Source organism: Pseudomonas sp. FP215 (assembly GCF_030687795.1).
Taxonomy (GTDB): Bacteria; Pseudomonadota; Gammaproteobacteria; order Pseudomonadales; family Pseudomonadaceae; genus Aquipseudomonas; species Aquipseudomonas salmasensis.
Window position 1 is genome coordinate 549,271 of the sequence record NZ_CP117447.1, and the last position, 22,451, is coordinate 571,721.

The window sequence follows — 22,451 nt, forward strand, 5'->3', positions numbered from 1 at the left end:
TGTGGATTTTTACCGCAATGGGGCTTCAGCACGCGGCTACCCCCCATCAAATGAAGACGGCGGTAGGACCTTACTGATTTACCCGGTATGAGCTCAGGCCGGCCGTAAGCTGGTGCAGAATCGACCGCCCACCCTTCGCAGAGAAACACCGGATGTTCGCTCCTGCCAACCAACCTGCATTTACCCTGGCCCTGGACGGGTCGCCCAGTGACTTCAAGGTGTTCGCGTTCAACGGCACCGAGGCCATCAGCCAGCCTTACCGGTTTGAACTTGAGCTGGTCTGCGAGCAGCCGGATATCGACCTGGAGGGCTTGCTGCATCGCCAGGTGTACTTGGGCTTCGATGAGCAGGGGCATGGCGTTCATGGCCTGGTGTATCGGGTTGCCCAGGGCGACTCGGGCCGGCGCTTGACGCGTTACCAGCTCAGTCTTGCGCCACATCTGGCGTACCTGGCACACAGCAGCCACCAGCGCATTTTTCAGCATAAGACGGTGCCGCAGATTGTTGCCCAGGTGTTGGCCGGGCAGGGGATTCACAGTGACCGTTTCGAGTTCCGGTTGAGCGGTGATTACCCGGAGCGTGAATACTGCGTGCAGTTCGGCGAGAGCGACCTGGCGTTCATTCAGCGCCTGTGTGCCGAGCTGGGGATTCACTATCACTTCCAGCATTCCCCCGACGGGCACCTGCTGGTGTTTGGCGATGACCAGACGGTGTTTGCCCAGATGGATCAGCCTACGCCTTACCGGCCAGGTTCGGGAATGGTGGCCGATACTCCCGCGATCAAGCGCTTCACCTTGCAATTGGCAACCCGTACCACGGCGCTGAACCTGCGCGATTACGACTTTCGCAAACCCCATGTCGAGCTAGAAGGCGCAGCCGTCGACGAGTCATTGCCCAAGCTTGAAGCGCAGCACTACCCCGGCAACTTTTCCGACCGAGCCCAAGGCAGATGCCTAGCCCAGCGTGGCCTGGAGCGGCACCGCAGCGACTATCGCAGTGCCCATGGCCAGGGCGATGAGCCGGCGTTGGCCAGTGGCCGGTTTTTGCAGTTGCGTGAGCACCCTCGCGAGGACTGGAATGACTTGTGGCTGGTGACGCAGGTGCGCCATGAAGGCAAGCAGCCCCAGGTGCTGGAGGAGGCGGTCACCGAGGAGGATGGAGGGGAACTGCGCCAGGGCTATCGCAACGCATTTGTGGCCGCGCCATGGGATGCGGTGTTTCGTCCGCCCTTGCCAGAGCAGCCGCGCCCGACGGTGTCGGGGTATCAAAGCGCGGTGGTCACTGGCCCGGTTGACAGTGAGGTTCACTGTGACGAATACGGCCGGGTCAAGGTGCAACTGGCCTGGGATCGCATTGGCGAGCACAACGACCATTCCAGTTGCTGGTTGCGGGTAGCCAGTGGCTGGGCCCATGACCGTTATGGTGTGGTGCTGATCCCCCGGGTGGGCATGGAAGTGCTGGTGGGGTTCGTCAATGGCGACATGGACATGCCGCTGGTGGTGGGGTGCCTGCCCAACGCCGCCACGCCAGTGCCCCTCGACCTGCCAGCGGACAAGACCCGCAGTCTCTGGCGTAGCCAGAGCAGCCCGGGCGGTGGCGGCTACAACGAACTGCGTATCGAGGACCGCAAGGGCGCCGAAGAGATCTACCTGCGCGCCCAGCGGGACTGGACCCAGCATGTGCTGCATGACCAACAGGTACAGGTCGATAACCAGCGTCGCGTGCAGGTGGGCGGCGAGTCGCGCCATGAGTTGCAGGGCCAGGAGCTGCGCATCACCCATGGCAACCGTTTGACGCAACTCAAGCAGGATGACCATCTGGTGGTCGGCGGTTCGCAACATATGCGGGCCGGGCAGACCCTTACGCTGGGCGCCGGGCAAAGCATCATCATTGATGCGGGTGCCAGCGTGACGATCCAGGCGGGCGGGCAGTCGATCACGTTATCGGCGGGCGGGATATTCAGCAGCGTGCCGATTCAGCTCGGCAGCGCGCCTGCCCCGACACCGGCGCCGTTGATGCCTGGATTGAACGAGACTTTATTGACGGTGGTGCCCGCGCCGTTAAGCCGCGCACAAGTGGTCAGCCTGAAACGCAGCGCGCCGTTCTGTGAAGAATGCGAGCGCTGCAAGAACGGCCAGTGTGACATCGGCGCCCATGTGCGGAGTGCGTCCTGATGCCTGCACCCTTGACGCCCAGTGCCTGGCTGGCGCAATACCCGTTGCAGCCAGATGAACAGCTGTACGCCGTGCTGGGCAATGCCAGCGACTCCAGGCCGCTCGCCGTCTGGCAAGCCACGGCCGCGGCAAAGATGCCGCGACCGATCTGGGCGGGCACGGCCTACGCCAACTGGGATGAGGTCATGCCCTACGTGGGCATCGTTGAGCCGGGCAGTGCCTTTCTCGAGTGGATAGCCACCACCCAAGCGACGGATTGGGGCTGGCTGGCGGTCTCATCCAGCCCGCTGGACGTGGTGGTCGCGCATTTGCAGGGCTTGACCCATGTGTACCTGCCGGAAAACCAGACGGTGTTTTTGCGTTTCTGGGACGGCGCGCACCTTTTGCCGATGTTGCAGTCATTAGGCGGCGAGGCGGCGCGCGCGTTGCCGGTGTTCCAGCGCTACCTGGTCAACGGCCAGCCGCTGTCCGTGGCGCCCAGGTCAGTCGCTGCGGCCCCAGCCAGCCCCTGGTGGCAGGTACCGGCGTGCTTGCTGACGCACATGGCCCAGCAGTCACCGCAGGTGCTGGTCGACAATCTGCTGCAATGGCTCCAGGAACAGCGCCCTGACCTCTACACCGCGTTTACGCCAGCCACCTTGCAGCACAAGGTCGCTTACTTCGCACGCAGTCCGCAAATCAGCCATGGCGCATTGGCTGATTACCTTGCCTCGCAACTCGGTTGAGCCCCTGGTGATAGCGTGACATCCGTGCCGCCTGCCGTGCGGCCCTGCACCTTTGCGTCGGTAGAAGGTAAACTTCGCCCCCTGCGCAGGAGCAACCATGAATTATCGTCACGCCTTTCACGCCGGCAACCATGCCGATGTCTTCAAACACCTGACCTTGACCCGCCTCATCGCCCTGATGTCGCGCAAGGAACAGCCGTTCGCCTACCTCGACACTCACGCAGGCATTGGCTTGTACGACCTGCAGGGCGACCAGGCCAACCGCACTGGTGAGTATCTGGAAGGCATCGCCCGCCTGTGGGGCGCAAGCGACCTGCCGCCGCTCACCGCCGACTACATGCGCGTGCTGCACGAGATGAACCCGGATGGCCAGTTGCGCTACTACCCCGGCTCGCCGGAACTGGCGCGCCGCCTCACGCGGCCCCAGGACCGCGTGCTGCTCAATGAGAAGCACCCGGAAGATGGCGTGCTGCTCAAGGACAACATGAAGGGTGATCGCCGCGTCAAAGTGCACCTGGGCGAAGGCTGGCATGTGCCACGGGCCTTGCTGCCGGTGCCGGAAAAGCGCGCGCTGATGCTGATCGACCCGCCGTTTGAAAAACTCGACGAAATGCAGCGTTGCGCGGCATCCCTCAAGGAAGCCGTCAGCCGTATGCGCCAGACGGTGGCGGCGATCTGGTACCCGGTGAAAGACCAGCGCATGTTGCGCCGTTTCTACCAGGACCTGGCCGGTACCGGTGCGCCGAAGCTGCTGCGTGTGGAGTTGCTGGTGCATCCGCTGGACACGCCCAATACCCTCACTGGCTCGGGCCTGGCGATTGCCAATCCGCCGTGGGGCTTGGAAGAAGAGCTGCGGGAGTTGTTGCCGTGGTTGTCCAAGCAACTGGGCCAGACCCAGGGTGGCTGGCAGATGGATTGGCTTATCGCCGAATAACCGCCTTTGCGGCCAAACACAAACCAATGTGGGAGGGGGCTTGCCCCCGATTGCTGAGTATCAGCTATTACATCCGTAACTGACACTCCGCTATCGGGGGCAAGCCCCCTCCCACATTTGGTTTTATGTTGACCTTAGATCGGGCAGGTCACGCCAGTGCCGCCGATTCCGCAGTAACCCTGGGGATTCTTCGCCAGGTACTGCTGGTGATACGCCTCGGCGAAGTACACCGTCGGGGCTTCTTCGATTTCTGTGGTGATCTCACCCAGGCCGGCCTTGCTCAGCTCTTGCTGATACGCCGCGGCACTGGCCTTGGCTGCCGCCAGTTGCTCAGGCGTAGTGGCGTAGATCACCGAACGGTACTGGCTGCCGATGTCGTTGCCCTGGCGCATGCCCTGGGTCGGGTTGTGCAGTTCCCAGAACATCTTCAGCAGGTCTTCGTACTTGACCTTGGCCTGGTCATACACCACCAGCACCACTTCGCTATGGCCGGTCAGGCCCGAGCAGACTTCTTCATACGTCGGGTTGGGCGTAAAGCCGCCTGCGTAGCCGACCACGGTGCTGACCACGCCGTCGCGCTGCCAGAACTTGCGTTCTGCGCCCCAGAAGCAGCCCAGGCCGAAGATCGCAAAGCCGACGTCATCCAGGAACGGGCCCAGCAGTGGGTTGCCGTTGACGAAGTGCGTTTCGGGCAACTTCATCGGGGTTTCACGGCCAGGCAGAGCTTGTTCTTGAGTAGGCAGCACGTTTTTGTTCACCAGAATTTCCGAGCGCAAGACCATGATCAGTCCTCTCGTCAGGTTGAGTAACAGTAAATTGTCAGACAGCCAGTGTGCCCGAGTGTTACAGCGCTGTCAGGCGATTGGCCCGCGCGGGTAGCGTTTAAGCCTGTGCAGCAGCTCGGCACCCGGGATCGGGCGGTCGAACAGATAGCCCTGGCCCACGTCGCAACGGTGCCGGCGCAGGAACGCCAGCTGCTCAGCGGTCTCGATGCCTTCGGCCACCACCTTGAGCTTGAGGTTGTGGGCCATGGCGATCACCGCCGAGGTGATTTCCATGTCGTCCTGGTTGTCCGGGATTTCATGGATAAAGCTGCGATCAATCTTAATGATGTCGATGGGGAATTTTTTCAAGTAGCTCAGCGACGAGTAACCGGTGCCGAAGTCGTCCATCGCCAGGGTCAGGCCGAAGCTCTTGAGCTGGTCCAGTTGCAAGCGCGTATCTTCGGTGGCTTCCAGCAGCAGGCCTTCGGTCAGCTCCAGCTCCAGCAGGTTGGCCGGCAGCTCTTCCTCCTTGAGGATGGTGGCAATCGACGCCACCAGATCCGGGTCGGAGAATTGCTTGGGCGACAGGTTGATGGCCACCTGCAAGTTGCCCAGGCCTGCGGCGGTCAATTGCCGGCTCATACGGCAGGCCTGGCGCGCGATCCATTTGCCGATAGGGATGATCAGCCCGGTCTCTTCAGCCACGCTGATGAACTGGTCGGGGCGGATCATGCCTTTTTCCGGATGGTTCCAGCGCAACAGCGCTTCCATGCCCAGCAGGCGACCGCTGCGCAGGCACAGCTTGGGCTGGTAGAACACGTCCAGCTCGTTCTGGGTCAGGGCACGGCGCAGGTTGTTTTCCACGAACAGCTTGTAGCTGGCCTCGGCGTTCAGGGCTTCGGTAAACACCTGCACCTGGTGTTTACCGTTGGCCTTGGCCTTATGCAGGGCCAGGCCGGCGTTGCGCATCAGGGTTTGCGGGTCGCGGCCATGCAGCGGCGCGCAGGCCAGGCCCACGGAGCCGGTGACGCTGATCAACTGGTTGTCGACGAACATCGGCTTGTCGAGGGTGGTTAGCAACTGGCTGGCCACCTGCTGGCCGGTCTCCAGGTCGGCGTCGTCCAACAGCACCGCGAATTCATTACTGGCGAAACGCGCCAGGCTGCCGCCGCTGCTCAAGCTGTTGCGCAGGCGGCGCGCGAGGCTGATCAGCAACTTGTCGCCAGTCTGATGGCCGAGGCTGTCGTTGATGCGCTTGAAGTTGTCGATGTCCACCAACAGCAGGCTGATCGGGCTGTCGCTGTCGCGGGCAAAGCGCTCGTCGAGGTTGCGAATGAACGCCGGGCGATTGCCCAGGTTGGTTAGGTTGTCGGTGTAGGCCAGGCGTTCGATGCGCTGTTGCGCGAGCTTGGTCTGGGTGATGTCTTCGTAGATGCCGATGTAGTGGGTCAGCTCGCGGTTGTCGCCATACACCTTGGAAATCGACAGCTGGCCCCAGTAGGGTTCCAGGTTCTTGCGGCGGCTCTTGAACTCACCTTGCCAGCTGTTGCTTTTGGCCAGGGCCGAGGGTGCGTCGAACAGCAACTCGCTGAGGTTTTCCAGGGCCGGCAGTTGGGCCAGGCGATGGCCGTGGACTTCTTCGGCGCTGTACTGGGTGATCGCGGTGAAGCTGGGGTTGACGTACTCCACCACGCCGTCGCAATTGACCAGCAAAAACGCGTTGGCGCTTTGCTCCACGGCGCGCTGGAACAGGTGCAGGGCGCTGGTGGCGGTGCGGCGGTTGTGGTTATTGATGACCTGGGCGAACTGGTCTGCCAGCTCGCCAGCAAACGCGATCTCATCGGACTGCCAGGCGCGCGGGCTGCCGCCTTGTTCCAGGCACAGCACGCCGACGACCTGGCCGTCGACACGGATGCTGGCGTCGAGCATCGCGTGGATGTCCTTGGCGCGCAGGCTTTCGGCCATTTCCCGGGTGCGTGGGTCGCGCAGGGCGTGGGTGGCATCGATGGCGCGGCTCGAATGCAGGGCTTCCAGGTAATCCGGGAAGCCACTGGCGTCGATGGCTTCGGGCAGGTGGTGTTGTTGATCGGCGCGGTGATAGGCGGAGATCGGTACCAGGTGATGGCCTTCGAGGTTCCAGATGCTGGCGCAGTCGATCTGGTAAATGTCACAGGCGCTGCGGGTGATCAGCTCAGCGGCTTCTTGCAGGGAGTTGGGCGTGGTGTAGCGTTGGCGCGCCAGCAGCAGGATCAATTCCTGCTGGGCACGTACTCGCTCCAGGTGCTGCAACTGTTCCTGCTGCGCTCGCTGGTTGAGCTCCAGGGCGATTTGCAGGCGGCTGTTCTGGTTTTCCAGGTCGACGGTCGGGGCGGGCGTGCTGGTCTCGCTGAACAGCCCCTCAACCACCATCAGGTAGCCGCGCACCAGGTGGCGGTTGTGTTGTTTGTAGGCTTCGCCCATCTCCAAAACGCTTAGCGGGCCGTCATGGGTGTGCAGGGTGTAGCGCACCAGATAATGGGGGCTCTGGGCCAGTTGCTGCTGGATCGCATCGTGCAACTGGTAGCGCGCCTGGGGTTCCATCAGGCTGGCGTAGGGCGTGCCGATCAAGGCGCAGAGTTCAACCGCTGGCAGGCCGAACTGGCGCTCGCAATTGGGGTCGAGGTAGAGCAGGGCCCAGCTTGCCTCATTAAGCCGCTCGAAACGCAGCATACCGAGGCGCGAAGGCACCGGTAATTGCGTCACTACCTCGGCCGCCATACGGGCGACATCGGGTTGGCTTTTCATGGGGAAACTCGCTTGGGAAAATGCGCACTGCGCTGGGCTCACGCCCTCTTGACTGTCGACTGCGGCAAGGTTGCATCATGCAGCACGCAGTGACAAGAGAGGATGAAGGCTAAGTGCTATAAGCCTGTTATCGGCCGCATGGGTGATTTCTGTAATTGGGGTGATCGGTGGTTCACACCTGTTCTCTGTAGGAGCGAGCTTGCTCGCGAAAAACGCCAGAACACCGCGTTTAACCAGAGTACCTGCGTTATCGTTGACGATCTTCGCGAGCAAGCTCGCTCCTACAGAAAACACAGGCAAAAAAAGCCCCGCCAAGTGGCGGGGTTGAGGTACGAGCGTGGCGCTCGGAAATCGGTGTGGCAAGGGCCTTCCCGGTAACAGGAAGGCCTTGCGCCTTACAGCAGGATGGTGCGGATGTCGTTCAGCAACTGGCTCAGGCGCTGGGTGAAGCGCGCAGCCGCGGCGCCGTTGATCACGCGGTGATCGTAGGACAGCGACAGTGGCAGCATCAGCTTGGGTTGGAACGCTTTACCGTCCCACACAGGCTGGATGGTGGCCTTGGACACACCCAGGATCGCCACTTCCGGCGCGTTGACGATTGGCGTGAAGCCAGTGCCGCCAATGTGGCCGAGGCTGGAGATGGTGAAGCAGGCGCCCTGCATGTCGTCCGGGGTGAGCTTCTTGTCGCGGGCCTTGGCAGCCAGTGCGGCCGCTTCGCCAGCCAGTTGCAGCAGGCTCTTCTGATCGACATTCTTGATGACCGGTACCAGCAGGCCATCCGGGGTGTCGACCGCAAAGCCGATGTGCACGTACTTTTTGCGAATGATCGCCTTGCCGCTTGGCGCCAGCGAGCTGTTGAAGTCCGGCAGTTCCTTGAGCAGGTGTGCACAGGCCTTGAGCAGCAGTGGCAGCACGGTCAGCTTCACGCCGGCCTTCTCGGCCACGGCTTTCTGCGCAACGCGGAACGCTTCCAGGTCGGTGATATCGGCCTGGTCGAATTGGGTCACGTGCGGGATGTTCAACCAGCTGGCGTGCAGGCCTGCCGCGCCGATTTGCATCAGGCGGGTCATCGGCACTTCTTCGATTTCGCCGAAACGGCTGAAATCCACGGTACGGATCGGCGGAATGCCCGAACCACCGGTAGCGCCGCCGGCAGCCGGAGCTTCCTTGGCTTTTTGCATCATGGCTTTGACGTAAACCTGCACGTCTTCCTTCAGCACACGGCCGTGAGGGCCGCTGGCTGCAACAGCGCTCAGCTCGACGCCGAATTCACGGGCCAACTGACGCACGGCTGGGCCGGCGTGAACCTTGGCACCGCTTGGCGCAGGTGCAGCAGCCGCAGGGGCTGGCGCAGCTTCGGCTTTTGCGGCCGGCGCAGGGGCAGCAGCGGCAGGTGCCGCTTCAGCCTTGGCAGCCGGAGCAGCAGCCGGTGCGGGTGCGGCGGCTGGCGCAGCACCTTGTACTTTGAGCTTGAGGATGAAGTCACCGGTGCCGACTTCGTCTTCCAGCTTGACCGCAATGCTTTCCACCACGCCGGCAGCCGGCGATGGGATCTCCATGGAGGCCTTGTCGGACTCCAGGGTGATCAGCGACTGGTCGGCTTCGACGGTATCGCCGACCTTGACCAGCAGCTCGATGATCTTGGCCTTGCCCGACGAGCCGATGTCCGGAACGTGAATGTCCTGGACGGTCGCGGCGGCAGGTGCAGCGGCCGGGGCTGGAGCAGCCTCGGCAGCGGCAGGTTTTTCAGCAGCAGGTGCAGGTGCAGCGGCGGCCGGAGCCGCGGCTGCAGGGGCTGCATCGGCAGCACCTTCGATTTCCAGTTCCAGCAGCTCGTCGCCTTCTTTCAGGCGGTCGCCCAGCTTCACCTTCAGGCTCTTGACCACGCCGGCCTTGGGAGCAGGGATTTCCATGCTCGCCTTGTCCGACTCCAGGGTCAGGATGCTCTGGTCGGCTTCGACGGTGTCGCCGACCTTCACAAACAGCTCGATTACTTCACCTTCACCGCTGCCGATGTCAGGTACGCGAATGAGTTCGCTCACAAAAAATCTCCTCAGCAGTCCAGTGGGTTGCGTTTTTCCGGGTTGATCCCGAACTTGACGATAGCGTCAGCCACCACCTTAGGTTCGATCTCACCACGGTCAGCCAAGGCTTCCAGGGCTGCCAACACCACGAAGTGACGGTCGACTTCGAAGAAGTGACGCAGCTTCTTGCGGCTGTCACTGCGGCCGAAACCATCGGTGCCCAGGACTTTGAATTCCTTGGACGGGACCCACTGGCGAATTTGTTCAGCAAACAGTTTCATGTAGTCGGTAGAGGCAATGACTGGACCCTTACGGCCGGCCAGGCACTCTTCGACGTAGCTCTTGGCTGGCTTCTGGCCAGGGTGCAGGCGGTTGCTGCGCTCCACGGCCAGGCCGTCACGGCGCAGTTCGTTGAAGCTGGTCACGCTCCACACGTCGGCACCGACGTTGAACTCGTCACGCAGGATCTTCGCCGCTTCACGCACTTCGCGCAGGATGGTGCCGGAGCCCATCAGCTGTACGTGGTGCGCCGCTTCCTTGGTGTCTTCTTCGAGCAGGTACATGCCCTTGATGATGCCTTCTTCCACACCGGCCGGCATGGCTGGCTGCTGGTAGGACTCGTTCATCACGGTGATGTAGTAGAAAACGTCCTGCTGCTCTTCGGTCATCTTCTTCATGCCGTCCTGGATGATCACCGCCAGCTCATAGCCGTAGGTTGGATCAAAGGTGCGGCAGTTCGGGATGGTGGCAGCCAGGATGTGGCTGTGACCGTCTTCGTGTTGCAGGCCTTCGCCGTTCAGCGTGGTACGGCCGGCGGTACCGCCGATCAGGAAACCACGGGTGCGGCTGTCGCCAGCGGCCCAGGCCAGGTCGCCGATACGCTGGAAGCCGAACATCGAGTAGAAGATGTAGAACGGCAGCATTGGCTGGTTGTGGCTGGAGTACGACGTACCGGCAGCGATGAAGGAGCTCATGGCGCCCGCTTCGTTGATGCCTTCTTCGAGGATCTGGCCCTTCTTGTCTTCCTTGTAGAACATCACCTGGTCTTTATCGACTGGCTCGTAGAGCTGGCCGACGGAGGAGTAGATGCCCAACTGACGGAACATGCCTTCCATACCGAAGGTACGGGCTTCGTCCGGGATGATCGGAACGATGCGTGGGCCGATGTCCTTGTCCTTGACCAACTGCGCCAGAATACGCACGAAGGCCATGGTGGTGGAGATTTCACGGTCGCCCGAGCCGTCAAGGATAGCCTTGAGGGTGCTCAGGTCTGGCGTCGGTACGCTGAAGCTGTTGGCACGGCGCTGTGGCACGAAACCGCCCAGTGCGCTGCGACGCTCGCTCAGGTAGCGGGCTTCGGCGCTGTTTGGCTCCGGCTTGAAGAACGGCAGGTTCTCCAGCTCTTCGTCCTTGACCGGGATGTCGAAGCGGTCGCGGAACAACTTCAGGCTGTCGACATCGACTTTCTTGGTGTTGTGCGCGGTGTTCTTCGCTTCGCCGGCACCGGTACCATAACCCTTGATGGTCTTGGCCAGGATGACGGTCGGTTGTTCTTTGTGGTTGACCGCTTCGTGGTACGCCGCGTAGACCTTGTACGGGTCGTGGCCGCCACGGTTGAGCTTCCAGATTTCGTCGTCGGACAGGTCGGCAACCATCGCCTTGAGTTCAGGCGTGTTGAAGAAGTGTTCACGAACGAACGCGCCGTCTTTGGCTTTGTAGTTCTGGTACTCGCCGTCGATGACTTCGTCCATGCGACGTTGCAGGATACCGTCGACGTCCTTGGCCAGCAGTGGGTCCCAGAAACGGCCCCAGATGACTTTGGTCACGTTCCACTGAGCACCGCGGAACACGCCTTCGAGTTCCTGGATGATCTTGCCGTTGCCGCGAACCGGGCCGTCGAGGCGCTGCAGGTTGCAGTTGATGACGAAGATCAGGTTGTCGAGCTTTTCGCGGCCGGCCAGGGAGATGGCGCCCAGGGATTCCGGCTCGTCGCACTCGCCGTCGCCCAGGAAGCACCAGACTTTCTGCTTGCCTTCCGGGATGAACCCGCGGGCTTCCAGGTACTTCATGAAGCGTGCCTGGTAGATCGCCTGGATCGGGCCCAGACCCATGGAAACGGTCGGGAACTGCCAGAAATCAGGCATCAGCCAAGGGTGCGGGTAGGACGACAGGCCCTGACCGTCGACTTCCTGGCGGAAGTTGTTCATTTGTTCTTCGCTGATGCGACCTTCCATGAACGCACGGGCGTAGACGCCTGGCGAGGTGTGGCCCTGGAAGTAGATCAGGTCGCCGCCGTGTTCGTCGGTCGGGGCCTGGAAGAAGTAGTTGAAGCCGATGTCATACAGGGTTGCGCTGGAAGCGAAGCTGGAGATGTGACCGCCCAGGTCCGAATCTTTCAAGTTCGTGCGCATTACCATCGCCATGGCGTTCCAACGTACCAGCGAGCGAATGCGGCGTTCCATGAACAGGTCGCCAGGCATGCGTGCTTCGTGGGTAACGGGGATGGTGTTGCGGTATGGCGTAGTGATGGCGTAAGGCAGTTGCGAGCCGCTGCGGGTCGCGAGTTCGCCCATACGGGTCATCAGGTAGTGAGCACGGTCTTCGCCTTCTTTGTCGAGAACCGATTCCAGGGCGTCCAGCCATTCCTGGGTTTCGACGGGATCGAGGTCTTGCATGGCTTGCTCCAGGGCGGAAAGGCTACCAGAATCGGTTGCCTGAAGTTTGCGACTGGCCTTGTGGGCAGACGACATAAATTCTTGGATGGCCGAAGGTTGCTTCGGCGTCCTGTAGTTTTACTACAAATCGTCGGCCATTTCAGCCTTTCGAATGTATATACGAGTAGTAAAACTACACAAGACTGAGCGTATGGCTCGGTCTTGCTGGTGAGCATAATCGTTATTGTTGGTCTATTGCGAACAAGAAAAGGTGAAACTTTGATGTTGCCTGCCACGATTAATTTAATTTCAGCTATTTCTAACCTTTGTTCGACAGTCCTTCACCGAGCATGGCTCTTGCCTTCACAACTACACGCCATTTACACGCCGATCAAGGATAGACCATGAGCCTTCCAACGCTGGCCGAACTGCCGGCCATTCTGTTGCCTTACGCCAACCGGGCCGAGCAGTCATTTCGTGACGCCGTGGCCGCGCTGGATGACGATCATGGCCTTTCTGCGTGGACGCCGCAACGGTGGGCCGACTTCGCCCGCGTGTGCGCCGCCAGTGATTTCGTCATTGAACAGAGTGTTCGTGACCCTTTGATGTTGCTTGAGCTGGCGGCCTGGGGCGAGCTGGACCGCGGGTTTGCGCCCGGCGAGCTGTGCAGCCAGATAGCCGGTGCCGTGCAACAGGCCGAAACAGAAGACGAGCTGGGCCGCGTGCTGCGCCGCCAGCGCACGCGCCAGCAGGTGCGCATCATCTGGCGCGACCTCACACGCCAGGCCGACCTGGTGCAAACCTGTCGCGACCTGTCCGACATGGCCGACGCCTGCATCGACCAGGCCTATCAATGGCTGTACCAGCGCCACTGCGCCCAGTTCGGCACGCCGACTGGCGCACGCAGCGGCGAGGCACAGCACATGGTCATCCTCGGCATGGGCAAGCTCGGGGCGGTGGAGCTGAACCTGTCGTCGGATATCGACCTGATCTTCGCCTATCCCGAAGGCGGCGAAACGGTAGGCGTGAAGCGCGCCCTGGATAATCAGGAGTTCTTTATTCGCCTGGGTCAAAAACTGATCAAGGCCCTGGACCCGATGACCGTCGACGGTTTTGTCTTCCGCGTCGACATGCGCCTGCGTCCCTACGGTTCGGCCGGCGCGCTGGTGCTCAGCTTCAACGCGCTGGAGCAGTACTATCAGGACCAGGGCCGGGACTGGGAACGCTACGCCATGATCAAGGCGCGGGTGGTGGCCGGCGACCAGGTGGCTGGCGCGCAACTGCTCGACATGCTGCGCCCGTTTGTCTATCGCCGTTATCTGGACTTTTCGGCCATCGAAGCGCTGCGCACCATGAAGCAACTGATCCAGCAGGAAGTGCGGCGCAAGGGCATGGCCGACAATATCAAGCTGGGCGCGGGCGGCATTCGTGAGGTGGAGTTTATCGCCCAGGCCTTCCAATTGATCCATGGCGGCCGCGACCTCAGTCTGCAGCAACGCCCGCTGTTGAACGTTCTGGGCACCTTGGAAGGTCAGGGTTATTTGCCCGCGGCGGTGATCAGCGAGCTGCGCAGCGGTTACGAGTTTTTGCGTTACACCGAACATGCGATCCAGGCGATTGCCGACCGCCAGACGCAAATGCTGCCGGACAGCCCTGAAGACCAGGCGCGCATTGCCTTTATGCTGGGCTTCAGTGACTGGGCCGCGTTCCACGAGCGCCTGATGTACTGGCGTGGCCGCGTGGACTGGCACTTTCGCCAAGTGATTGCCGACCCTGATGAAGAAGAGGGCGAAGAAAGCGAATTGGTGGTCGGTGGTGAATGGTTGCCGCTGTGGGAGGAATCCCAGGATGACGACGCCGCGTGTCGCCAATTGAGTGAAGGCGGTTTCACGGATGCCCCCAAGGCCCTCAAGGCCTTGGCCAGCCTGCGCGCCAGCCCGCAGTTGCGCGCCATGCAGCGCCTGGGGCGCGAGCGCCTGGATGCGTTTATTCCGCGCCTTTTGGCCCAGGCCGTTGAACATGCCAACCCGGACCTGGTGCTGGAGCGCGTATTGCCGCTGGTGGAAGCCGTGGCCCGACGTTCGGCCTACCTGGTGCTGCTGACCGAGAACCCCGACGCCCTGCGTCGCCTGCTGACCCTGTGCGCAGCCAGCCCGTGGATCGCCGAGCAGATCACCCGTTTCCCGCTGTTGCTGGATGAATTGCTCAACGAAGGCCGCTTGTTCAAGCCGCCGCTGGCGCCGGAACTGGCCGCGGAGTTGCGCGAGCGCCTCACGCGCATTCCCGAAGATGACCTTGAGCAACAGATGGAAGCCTTGCGTCATTTCAAACTGGCGCACCGCTTGCGGGTGGCCGCTTCGGAAATCGCCGGCAGCCTGCCGTTGATGAAGGTCAGCGACTACCTCACCTGGCTGGCCGAAGCCATTCTTGAACAAGTGCTGGCCCTGGCCTGGCGCCAGACGGTCGCCCGTCACGGCTCGCCGCAGCGACTGGACGGCACCCTGTGCGATCCTGGCTTCATCATTGTCGGTTATGGGAAAGTCGGCGGCATCGAACTGGGGCATGGTTCGGACCTGGACCTGGTGTTTATCCATGACGGCGACCCCCAGGCCGAGACGGACGGTGCCAAGCCGATCGACGGCGCGCAATTCTTTACACGCCTGGGCCAGCGCATCATTCACCTGCTGACCACCCAGACCAACTCTGGCCAGCTGTATGAAGTGGACATGCGCCTGCGACCTTCCGGCGCCTCCGGCTTGCTGGTGAGTTCCCTGGGGGCGTTTGACCGCTATCAACAAAATGAAGCCTGGACCTGGGAACATCAGGCCCTGATCCGCGCACGGGTGCTGGTGGGCAGCCAGGATGTGGGCCAGGCGTTCGAGCAGGTACGGGCTAACGTGTTGGGGCGTGAACGGGACTTGGAGAAGCTGCGCCAGGAGGTCAGCGAGATGCGTGCCAAGATGCGTGACAACCTGGGCACCAAGGCCACGACGGCCGGCAGGGGCGCCAATGCCTTCGAGGCCACGGCGCTGTTCGACCTCAAGCAGGACGCCGGAGGTATCGTCGATATTGAATTTATGGTGCAATACGCGGCTTTGGCGTGGTCTGCGCAACATCCATCGTTGCTGCGCTACACCGACAATATCCGCATTCTGGAGGGCCTGGAGCAGGTCGGGCTGATGCCCGCCGCCGATGCCCATTTGCTGCGTGAGGTGTACAAGGCCTACCGCTCAGCCGCGCATCGCCAGGCTTTGCAGAACGAGGCCGGCACGGTCGCCGGGGACCAGTTCGCCGACGAGCGGCGACAGGTGATGCGAATCTGGCAAGCGCTGGGCTTGAGCTGAAACACTATTAGGGCGGGGAGGCATAAGCCTCCCCGCATCGTTTGTGGAAACTACATGAATATTCTGATCGTTGGGCCCAGTTGGGTCGGTGACATGGTGATGGCACAGACACTGTTTCAGTGCCTGCGCCTGCGCTATCCAGACTGCCAGATCGACGTGCTCGCCCCTGAGTGGAGCCGGCCGATCCTTGAGCGTATGCCAGAGGTGCGCAAGGCCTTGAGCTTCCCGCTCGGCCACGGCGCCCTGGAGCTGGCGACCCGCCGACGCATCGGCAAATCCATGGCCGGCCAGTACGACCAGGCGATCCTGCTGCCTAACTCGCTGAAGTCGGCGCTGGTGCCGTACTTTGCCGGTATCCCCAAGCGCACCGGCTGGCGCGGCGAGTTCCGCTATGTGCTGCTCAATGACGTACGCACCCTGGATAAAGCCCGCTACCCGTTGATGATCGAACGCTTTATGGCGTTGGCCTACGAGCCGGGCGCTGAACTGCCCAAGCCGTACCCGCGCCCCAGCTTGCAGATCGACCCGGTGACCCGCGACGCGGCGCTGGCCAAGTTCGGCCTCACCCTGGATCGGCCCGTATTGGCTCTGTGCCCGGGCGCCGAGTTTGGCGAGTCCAAGCGCTGGCCGTCGGAGCATTACGCCAAAGTTGCCGAGACGAAGATCCGCGAAGGCTGGCAGGTGTGGTTGTTCGGTTCCAAGAACGATCATTCGGTGGGTGAAGACATCCGCCAGCGCCTGATTCCCGGCCTGCGTGAAGAGGCGGTGAACCTCAGTGGCGACACGTCCCTGGCCGAGGCCATCGACCTGTTGTCGTGCGCCGACTCGGTGGTGTCCAACGACTCCGGCCTGATGCATGTGGCGGCGGCGCTGAACCGTCCGCTGGTGGCGGTGTACGGTTCGACCTCCCCAGGCTTCACTCCGCCGTTGGCCGACAAGGTCGAAGTTGTGCGCCTGGGTCTGGATTGCAGCCCGTGCTTTGAGCGTACCTGCCGTTTCGGCCACTACAACTGCCTGCGCCAGTTGCTGCCCCAGCCGGTCACCGATGCCTTGCAGCGTTTGCAGGGCGACGTGGTCGAGGTTCATTGAGTTGCGGGTTCTGGTAATCAAGACCTCATCCCTGGGCGACGTGATCCATGCCTTGCCGGCCCTCACCGACGCAGCGCGGGCGATTCCCGGCATTCGGTTCGATTGGGTGGTGGAAGAAGGCTTTGCCGAAATCCCCACCTGGCACCCGGCGGTGGACAAGGTCATCCCGGTGGCGATTCGCCGCTGGCGCAAGAACCTCTGGCAAACCGTCAAGAGCGGTGAATGGCGGCGCTTCAAGCAGGCGGTGCAGTCGACCAAATATGACCTGGTGATCGACGCCCAGGGCTTGCTTAAAAGTGCCTGGCTGACCCGTTATGTGCGGGCGCCCATCGCCGGCTTCGATAAAGATTCTGCGCGAGAACCTCTGGCTGCGCGCTTTTACTCCCGGCGCCTGGCTGTGGCCCGTGGGCAGCATGCGGTGGAGCGCTTGCGCCAGCTGTTCGCCGTGGCGCTGGGCTACGACCTGCCCCAACGCCTGGGTGACTACGGCCTGAGCGTTGAAAAACTGCTCGGCCTGCCGCCAAAAAAGCCGTTTGTATTGCTGCTGCACGGCACCACCTGGGACACCAAGCACTGGCCCGAAGCCTATTGGCGCGAGCTGGCCGAACGCATGGGCCGTCTGGGCGTGGATGTAAAGCTGCCGTGGGGCAACGCCGCCGAAAAGGCGCGGGCCGAACGCCTGGCCCTGGGCCTGCCCAACGCCGAAGTGTTGCCCAAGCTCAACCTGGCGGGCGTGGCCCGCATATTGGCAAGCGCCCGTGCCTGCGTGGCCGTCGACACTGGCCTCGGCCACTTGGCGGCGGCATTGGACGTGCCGACCATTTCCCTGTTCGGCCCCACCAACCCAGGCCTCACCGGCGCCTACGGCAAAGGCCAGATCCATTTGGCCAGCGACTGGCCGTGTGCGCCCTGCCTGCAAAAACAGTGCACTTATCAACCCACTGCCGACGACCTGCGGCGGTTCGACATCGCGCGCGAGTCGCCCCTGTGCTTCACGCGCTTGAACCCTGAGCGTGTCGCAAGCCGGCTGAGCACGTTGTTACTGGCCGAGGAGCAGCACTGATGCAACTGGCTTTTGTTCTGTACAAGTACTTCCCTTTCGGTGGCCTGCAGCGCGACTTCATGCGCATCGCCCTGGAGTGCCAGCAGCGCGGCCACAGCATTCGGGTGTACACCCTGATCTGGGAAGGCGACATCCCGCCAGGCTTTGAGGTGCTGGTAGCGCCGGTCAAGGCCTTGGTCAACCACCGCCGCAACGAAAAGCTCTACGCCTGGATTCAGGCCGACCTGGCCAAGCGCCCGGTGGACCGTGTGGTGGGGTTCAACAAGATGCCGGGGCTGGACCTGTACTTTGCCGCCGACGGCGTGTTCGAGGACAAGGCCCAGACCCTGCGCAACCCGATGTACCGCTGGTTCGGGCGCTACAAGCACTTTGCCGAATACGAGCGCGCCGTGTTCGATAAGAACGCCAAGACGCAGATCATGGTGTTGTCCGAGCATCAGCAGCAGTTGTTCACCCAGTATTACGGCACCCAGGCCGAGCGGTTTCACCTGTTGCCACCGGGGATCGCCCGAGACCGCCGCGCCCCGCCGAACGCCGCCGAGATCCGCGCCGAGTTCCGCGCTGAATTTCGCTTGGCCGAAGATGATCTGCTGTTGGTGCAGATCGGTTCGGGGTTCAAGACCAAGGGCGTCGACCGCAGCCTCAAGGCGCTGGCCGCACTGCCTTCGCGCCTGAAGAAACGCACCCGGCTATTTGTAATCGGCCAGGACGACCCCAAAGTATTCCAATTGCAGAGCGCGGCGCTGGGCCTGGGCGACCAGGTGCAGTTCTTCAAGGGCCGCAATGATATTCCGCGCTTCCTGCTGGGGGCCGACCTGTTGATTCACCCCGCGTACAACGAGGCGGCCGGCATGGTGCTGGTCGAAGCGGTGGTCGCCGGCCTCCCGGTACTGGTGAGCCAGGTGTGCGGCTATGCGTTCTACATCGACAAGGCCCAGAGCGGCCGGGTGTTGGACGAGCCGTTCGAGCAAACCCAGCTCAACCAGTATCTGGTCGATATGCTCGACGACCCACAAGCGCGTGCGACCTGGAGTCGCAATGGTCTGGCCTTCGCAGAAACGGCCGACCTCTTTAGCATGCCGCAGTACGCTGCGGACCTGATTCTGGCGGAGCCAAACCGATGAAGTTGATTCTAGCCGAACCCTTCAAGACCCTCTGGGCCGGGCGCGATGCGTTCGCCGAGGTCGAGAAGCTGGAAGGCCAGGTGTTCCGCGAGCTGGCCGCTCGCCGTACGTTGCGTACGGTGGTCGAGGGCCAGCCTTATTTTGTGAAGATCCACCGTGGGATTGGCTGGGGCGAAATCCTCAAGAACCTGGTCACTGCCAAATTGCCGGTATTGGGCGCGGGCCAGGAGTGGGTGGCGATCCAGCGCTTGCAGGCGCTTGGCGTACCGACCATGACCGCCGTGGCGTTCGGTGAAAAAGGCAGCAACCCGGCCGACCAGCACTCGTTCATCATCACCCAGGAACTGACCCCCATCATCAGCCTGGAAGACCTGACCCTGGACTGGGTCAAGCAACCGCCCGTGCCGGCCATCAAGCATGCCTTGACCCTTGAGCTGGCGCGTACCGTGGGCGCGATGCACCGCGGCGGCGTCAACCACCGTGACTGCTACCTGTGCCATTTTCTGCTGCACACCGACCGGCCCATCAGCGTCGACAATCTCAAGCTGTCGGTGATCGACCTGCACCGCGCCCAGGTGCGTGCGACGATCCCCGTGCGCTGGCGCAACAAAGACTTGGCCGGCCTGTATTACTCCGCGTTGGAGATCGGCTTGACCCAGCGTGACAAGCTGCGTTTTCTCAAGGCGTATTTCCAGCAGCCGCTGCGCCAGATCCTGGCGGAGCAAACCGCGCTGCTGTCTGCGCTGGAACGCATGGCAGCAAAGCTGTATGCGCGTAAACAACGATACGGGGATGCGATCTGATGGCGGGTTGGAACCTGGAACCTGCCTACGCCGCCCTGGCGGATGACTTTGGAAGCCTGGACGCGGTGTTCGCCCTGCAAGGCGAGCGGCTGACCCGCGACCCGTTGTCGGAAGTGATCCGGGTGGAACGTGGCGGGGTCAATTATTACGTCAAGCGCTACGTAGGCGCCGGCAAGGGCCTGCGTCGTTACCTGGGCCGGCCACGGGTGAAATCCGAATGGCAGAACCTCAAGCGCTTCGCCAAGTGGGGCATCCCCACCGCCGACGTGGTGGCCTGGGGCCTGGACCGCAAGGGCCTGGCCTATAACCGTGGCGCGATGATCACCCGCGAATTGCCCAAGACCGAAGATCTGTCGGTGCTGGCCGAGCGTCACGATGAGCGCCTCAAAGACCCCCGGTGGGTCGATGGCATCAGCCGCCAGCTCGCCGAATACACGCGCACCATGCACGATCACCGCTTCACCCATAACGACTTGAAGTGGCGCAACCTGCTGGTGGACGACCAACGTACCCTGTACCTGATCGACTGCCCCAACGGTGATTTCTGGCGCGGCTTCTGGCTCAAGTACCGCATCACCAAAGACCTGGCCTGCCTGGACAAAGTCGCCAAGTATCACTTGTCGGCCACCCAGCGCCTGCGCTTCTACCTGCAATATCGCCAGCGCGCGCACCTGACCGCGTCGGACAAACAGCGAATTCGCCATGTGGTGAAGTTTTTCGAGGGACGCGAATGAGTGACTTCCTGGCGGCCGAAGACCGCGCTCTGCTTGAGCGCAACGGCCTGGCGACCTTCGACGCCCTGTGGGCCAAGCAACTGGATGCGGTGGACGAGCCGAACACCAGCGGCGACGGTTGGAGCAGCGTGTATCGCCTGGAGCTTGAGGGGCAGGGTTACTACCTCAAGCGTCAGAGCAACTACCTCACGCGCACCTTGCACCGCCCGTTTGGCGAGCCGAGTTTTGCCCGCGAGTTTCGCAACATCAGCCTGTATCGAAAGCTCGGCATCCCGGCCCTGCAAGCGGCGTTCTTCGGTGAGCGCAAGGTCAAGGGCGAGCGCCGGGCGATGCTGCTCACCCGTGCGCTGGATGGCTGGAATGACCTGGACTCGTTGCTGGAGCAGTGGTCGCAATTGAGCGCAGCCCAGCACAGTGCGATCCTGTTGGCGTGCGGCAAGCTGGCGCGTCATCTGCACAGCGTCGGGCAGGTGCATGGCTGTTTTTACCCCAAGCATATTTTCCTGCAGCCTGCCGGTGAGGGGTATGCCGCGCAGTTGATCGACCTGGAGAAAACCCGCCCGCTGCTGTTTGGCTGGCGTGACCGGGTCAAGGACCTGGAACCGCTGCTGCGCCGCGCGCCGCAATGGTCGGACGCGCAGGTGCGCCAACTGCTGGCGGCGTACCTTGAGCAGCCCGAGGACAGCGCCTTGGTCGCCACTTGGCACCAGCGCCTGACCGCACGCCGCAGCCACAAGGAGAACCGCTGATGCGCTTATCCGAGCTGAAAACGGCTGGGCGTACCCCCAGCCTGCCGCTGACCCTCGACCTGGCGGATGCCGCCGGCCCTGGGCAATTGCAATTGCTGAGCCTTTTGCGGGTGTTGCCGGGGCAGCGCTATGTGGGCGCCGCCGTGTGGCGTGGTCGCCCGGTGTTGGCCAAGTTGTTGGTGGGCAGCAAGGCGGCGCGGCATTTTCAGCGTGAGCTCACAGGTGTACGCCTGTTGGCTGAGCAAGGCCTGACCACGCCGTTGCTGTTGGCCGATGGCTTGCAGGACGGCGAGGGCGGTTGGCTGCTGTTTGAATTTATCGAGGGGGCCCAAAGCCTGTCCGGCGCTTGGCTCGCCGTCGAAAACCTGCCGCCATTGGCGGACGAACAAACCGCCGTGCTCGCCGAAGCGCTGGGCGCGATTGCCCAGATGCATGCCAAGGGCCTGTGGCAAGAAGACCTGCACCTGGACAACCTGCTGCGCAAAGACGGCAAGCTGTACTTGATCGATGGCGCCGGCATTCGTGTCGAAGAGGCGGGCAAGCCGCTGTCGCGCAATCGCGTGCTGGAGAACCTCGGGGTGTTCTTCGCCCAACTGCCGAAGAACCTTGAGCCGTTTACCGAAGAGTTGCTGGTGTATTACCTGCTGGCCAACGGCGAACACGCCTTGCCAATGCAAGCCCTGGAAAAGCAGGTGCATAAAGTCAGCGCCTGGCGCTTGAGAGACTACCTGGACAAGACCGGCCGCGAATGCACGCTGTTCAGTGTGGTGCGCGGCGCTTTTGGCCTGCGTGCGATCCGCCGCGAAGAAGAAGCCGCCATGGTGCCGGTGCTGGAGCAAGCCGATGCGTTGCTCGACCAGGGTCACCTGTATAAGACCGGTGGCGCGGCGAGCGTGGCCAAGGTCGACGTGGCCGGCCGACCGCTGGTGATCAAGCGCTACAACATCAAGGGCTTTACCCACTGGCTCAAACGCTTCTGGCGCCCAAGCCGCGCCTGGCACTCCTGGCGCGAAGGCAACCGCCTAGCTTTCCTGGGTTTTGCCACACCCAAGCCGTTGGCGGTGCTGGAGAAACGGTTCCTGTGGTTGCGCAGCCGTGCCTACTTGGTCACCGAGTACCTGCCGGGGCCGGACATCATCGAGCGCTTTGCGCCGTATGTGGAAAGCGGCGATGCGCCCGAGAGCGAATTGCAGGCGCTGGACCAGTTGTTTGCCGACTTGATCCGCGAGCGCATCAGCCATGGGGATTTCAAAGGCCATAACCTGTTCTGGAACGACGGGCGCTGGGCGATGATTGACCTGGATGCCATGTGCCAGCACGCCTCGCTGTCCAGCTTCGCCCCTGCGTATGCCAAAGACCGTGCGCGATTTATGCGTAACTGGCCGCAGGGCAGTGCGCTGTACCAGGTGATTGACCAGCGCTTGCCCAAAGAGGCGGATGTCGGCAGTTAAACCTATCGCGGGCAAGCCCGCTCCCACACTTGATC

Annotated in this window: 15 protein-coding genes; 11 read left to right on the top strand and 4 right to left on the bottom strand. The window is 62.3% G+C overall.

The features are described from left to right. Positions 1–152: 152 nt before the first annotated feature. The 3 genes from PSH76_RS02375 to PSH76_RS02385 all read left to right on the top strand — a co-directional run bounded on the left by PSH76_RS02375 (position 153) and on the right by PSH76_RS02385 (position 3,833). Positions 153–2,174, top strand: a complete 2,022-nt coding sequence (locus tag PSH76_RS02375; RefSeq protein WP_305493540.1) for a type VI secretion system tip protein VgrG — start codon at positions 153–155, stop codon at positions 2,172–2,174. After that, positions 2,174–2,899, top strand: a complete 726-nt coding sequence (locus PSH76_RS02380; RefSeq protein WP_305493541.1) for a DUF4123 domain-containing protein — start codon at positions 2,174–2,176, stop codon at positions 2,897–2,899. Before PSH76_RS02375 ends, PSH76_RS02380 begins: the two co-directional genes overlap by 1 nt. A gap of 97 nt (positions 2,900–2,996) precedes the next feature. Beyond that, on the top strand, positions 2,997–3,833 hold the full coding sequence (locus tag PSH76_RS02385) for a 23S rRNA (adenine(2030)-N(6))-methyltransferase RlmJ (protein ID WP_032893901.1): 837 nt from the start codon (positions 2,997–2,999) through the stop codon (positions 3,831–3,833). Between the two features lie 134 nt (positions 3,834–3,967). Here the strand turns inward: PSH76_RS02385 and msrA are convergent, their stop codons facing one another. The 4 genes from msrA to aceE all read right to left on the bottom strand — a co-directional run bounded on the left by msrA (position 3,968) and on the right by aceE (position 12,080). Continuing rightward, a complete protein-coding gene (gene msrA / locus PSH76_RS02390) occupies positions 3,968–4,615 on the bottom strand; it encodes a peptide-methionine (S)-S-oxide reductase MsrA (protein ID WP_032893900.1) in 648 nt (215 codons plus the stop codon). Positions 4,616–4,687: 72 nt separating this feature from the next. Then, complete coding sequence (locus PSH76_RS02395) at positions 4,688–7,381, bottom strand: bifunctional diguanylate cyclase/phosphodiesterase (protein WP_305493542.1); 2,694 nt, start codon at positions 7,379–7,381, stop codon at positions 4,688–4,690. 395 nt (positions 7,382–7,776) lie between these two features. Then, a complete protein-coding gene (gene aceF, locus PSH76_RS02405) occupies positions 7,777–9,423 on the bottom strand; it encodes a dihydrolipoyllysine-residue acetyltransferase (RefSeq protein ID WP_054918893.1) in 1,647 nt (548 codons plus the stop codon). A gap of 11 nt (positions 9,424–9,434) precedes the next feature. Then, positions 9,435–12,080 (bottom strand): pyruvate dehydrogenase (acetyl-transferring), homodimeric type, encoded by a 2,646-nt coding sequence (gene aceE / locus PSH76_RS02410; protein WP_003187985.1) that lies wholly within the window; start codon positions 12,078–12,080, stop codon positions 9,435–9,437. 383 nt (positions 12,081–12,463) lie between these two features. On the opposite strand from aceE, the gene glnE reads away from it, so the two are divergent. From glnE to PSH76_RS02450, 8 genes are read left to right on the top strand one after another with little or no spacing between them, the layout of a single operon-like run. Next, entirely contained in the window at positions 12,464–15,403 is a 2,940-nt protein-coding gene (gene glnE / locus PSH76_RS02415; RefSeq protein ID WP_305493543.1) for a bifunctional [glutamate--ammonia ligase]-adenylyl-L-tyrosine phosphorylase/[glutamate--ammonia-ligase] adenylyltransferase, read from the top strand. Between the two features lie 54 nt (positions 15,404–15,457). Continuing rightward, entirely contained in the window at positions 15,458–16,492 is a 1,035-nt protein-coding gene (gene waaF / locus PSH76_RS02420; RefSeq protein WP_032893896.1) for a lipopolysaccharide heptosyltransferase II, read from the top strand. A gap of 1 nt (position 16,493) precedes the next feature. After that, positions 16,494–17,555, top strand: a complete 1,062-nt coding sequence (gene waaC, locus PSH76_RS02425) for a lipopolysaccharide heptosyltransferase I (RefSeq protein WP_032893895.1) — start codon at positions 16,494–16,496, stop codon at positions 17,553–17,555. Next, positions 17,555–18,679 (top strand): glycosyltransferase family 4 protein, encoded by a 1,125-nt coding sequence (locus tag PSH76_RS02430; RefSeq protein WP_003187990.1) that lies wholly within the window; start codon positions 17,555–17,557, stop codon positions 18,677–18,679. Before waaC ends, PSH76_RS02430 begins: the two co-directional genes overlap by 1 nt. Beyond that, positions 18,676–19,482, top strand: a complete 807-nt coding sequence (gene rfaP, locus PSH76_RS02435; protein ID WP_014716628.1) for a lipopolysaccharide core heptose(I) kinase RfaP — start codon at positions 18,676–18,678, stop codon at positions 19,480–19,482. The genes PSH76_RS02430 and rfaP overlap by 4 nt, the downstream gene beginning before the upstream one ends. Then, positions 19,482–20,216 (top strand): lipopolysaccharide kinase InaA family protein, encoded by a 735-nt coding sequence (locus PSH76_RS02440; RefSeq protein ID WP_003187993.1) that lies wholly within the window; start codon positions 19,482–19,484, stop codon positions 20,214–20,216. The genes rfaP and PSH76_RS02440 overlap by 1 nt, the downstream gene beginning before the upstream one ends. Further along, on the top strand, positions 20,213–20,965 hold the full coding sequence (locus PSH76_RS02445; RefSeq protein WP_032893894.1) for a lipopolysaccharide kinase InaA family protein: 753 nt from the start codon (positions 20,213–20,215) through the stop codon (positions 20,963–20,965). Before PSH76_RS02440 ends, PSH76_RS02445 begins: the two co-directional genes overlap by 4 nt. Next, positions 20,965–22,416 (top strand): lipopolysaccharide kinase InaA family protein, encoded by a 1,452-nt coding sequence (locus PSH76_RS02450; RefSeq protein ID WP_098949748.1) that lies wholly within the window; start codon positions 20,965–20,967, stop codon positions 22,414–22,416. The genes PSH76_RS02445 and PSH76_RS02450 overlap by 1 nt, the downstream gene beginning before the upstream one ends. Positions 22,417–22,451: the final 35 nt, after the last annotated feature.

Coding starts and splice junctions, on each gene's coding strand:
- PSH76_RS02375 (WP_305493540.1), top strand. CDS start 153: ATGTTCGCTCCTGCCAACCAACCTGCATTTACCCTGGCCCTGGACGGG.
- PSH76_RS02380 (WP_305493541.1), top strand. CDS start 2,174: ATGCCTGCACCCTTGACGCCCAGTGCCTGGCTGGCGCAATACCCGTTG.
- PSH76_RS02385 (WP_032893901.1), top strand. CDS start 2,997: ATGAATTATCGTCACGCCTTTCACGCCGGCAACCATGCCGATGTCTTC.
- msrA (WP_032893900.1), bottom strand. CDS start 4,615: ATGGTCTTGCGCTCGGAAATTCTGGTGAACAAAAACGTGCTGCCTACT.
- PSH76_RS02395 (WP_305493542.1), bottom strand. CDS start 7,381: ATGAAAAGCCAACCCGATGTCGCCCGTATGGCGGCCGAGGTAGTGACG.
- aceE (WP_003187985.1), bottom strand. CDS start 12,080: ATGCAAGACCTCGATCCCGTCGAAACCCAGGAATGGCTGGACGCCCTG.
- glnE (WP_305493543.1), top strand. CDS start 12,464: ATGAGCCTTCCAACGCTGGCCGAACTGCCGGCCATTCTGTTGCCTTAC.
- waaF (WP_032893896.1), top strand. CDS start 15,458: ATGAATATTCTGATCGTTGGGCCCAGTTGGGTCGGTGACATGGTGATG.
- PSH76_RS02430 (WP_003187990.1), top strand. CDS start 17,555: ATGCAACTGGCTTTTGTTCTGTACAAGTACTTCCCTTTCGGTGGCCTG.
- rfaP (WP_014716628.1), top strand. CDS start 18,676: ATGAAGTTGATTCTAGCCGAACCCTTCAAGACCCTCTGGGCCGGGCGC.
- PSH76_RS02440 (WP_003187993.1), top strand. CDS start 19,482: ATGGCGGGTTGGAACCTGGAACCTGCCTACGCCGCCCTGGCGGATGAC.
- PSH76_RS02445 (WP_032893894.1), top strand. CDS start 20,213: ATGAGTGACTTCCTGGCGGCCGAAGACCGCGCTCTGCTTGAGCGCAAC.
- PSH76_RS02450 (WP_098949748.1), top strand. CDS start 20,965: ATGCGCTTATCCGAGCTGAAAACGGCTGGGCGTACCCCCAGCCTGCCG.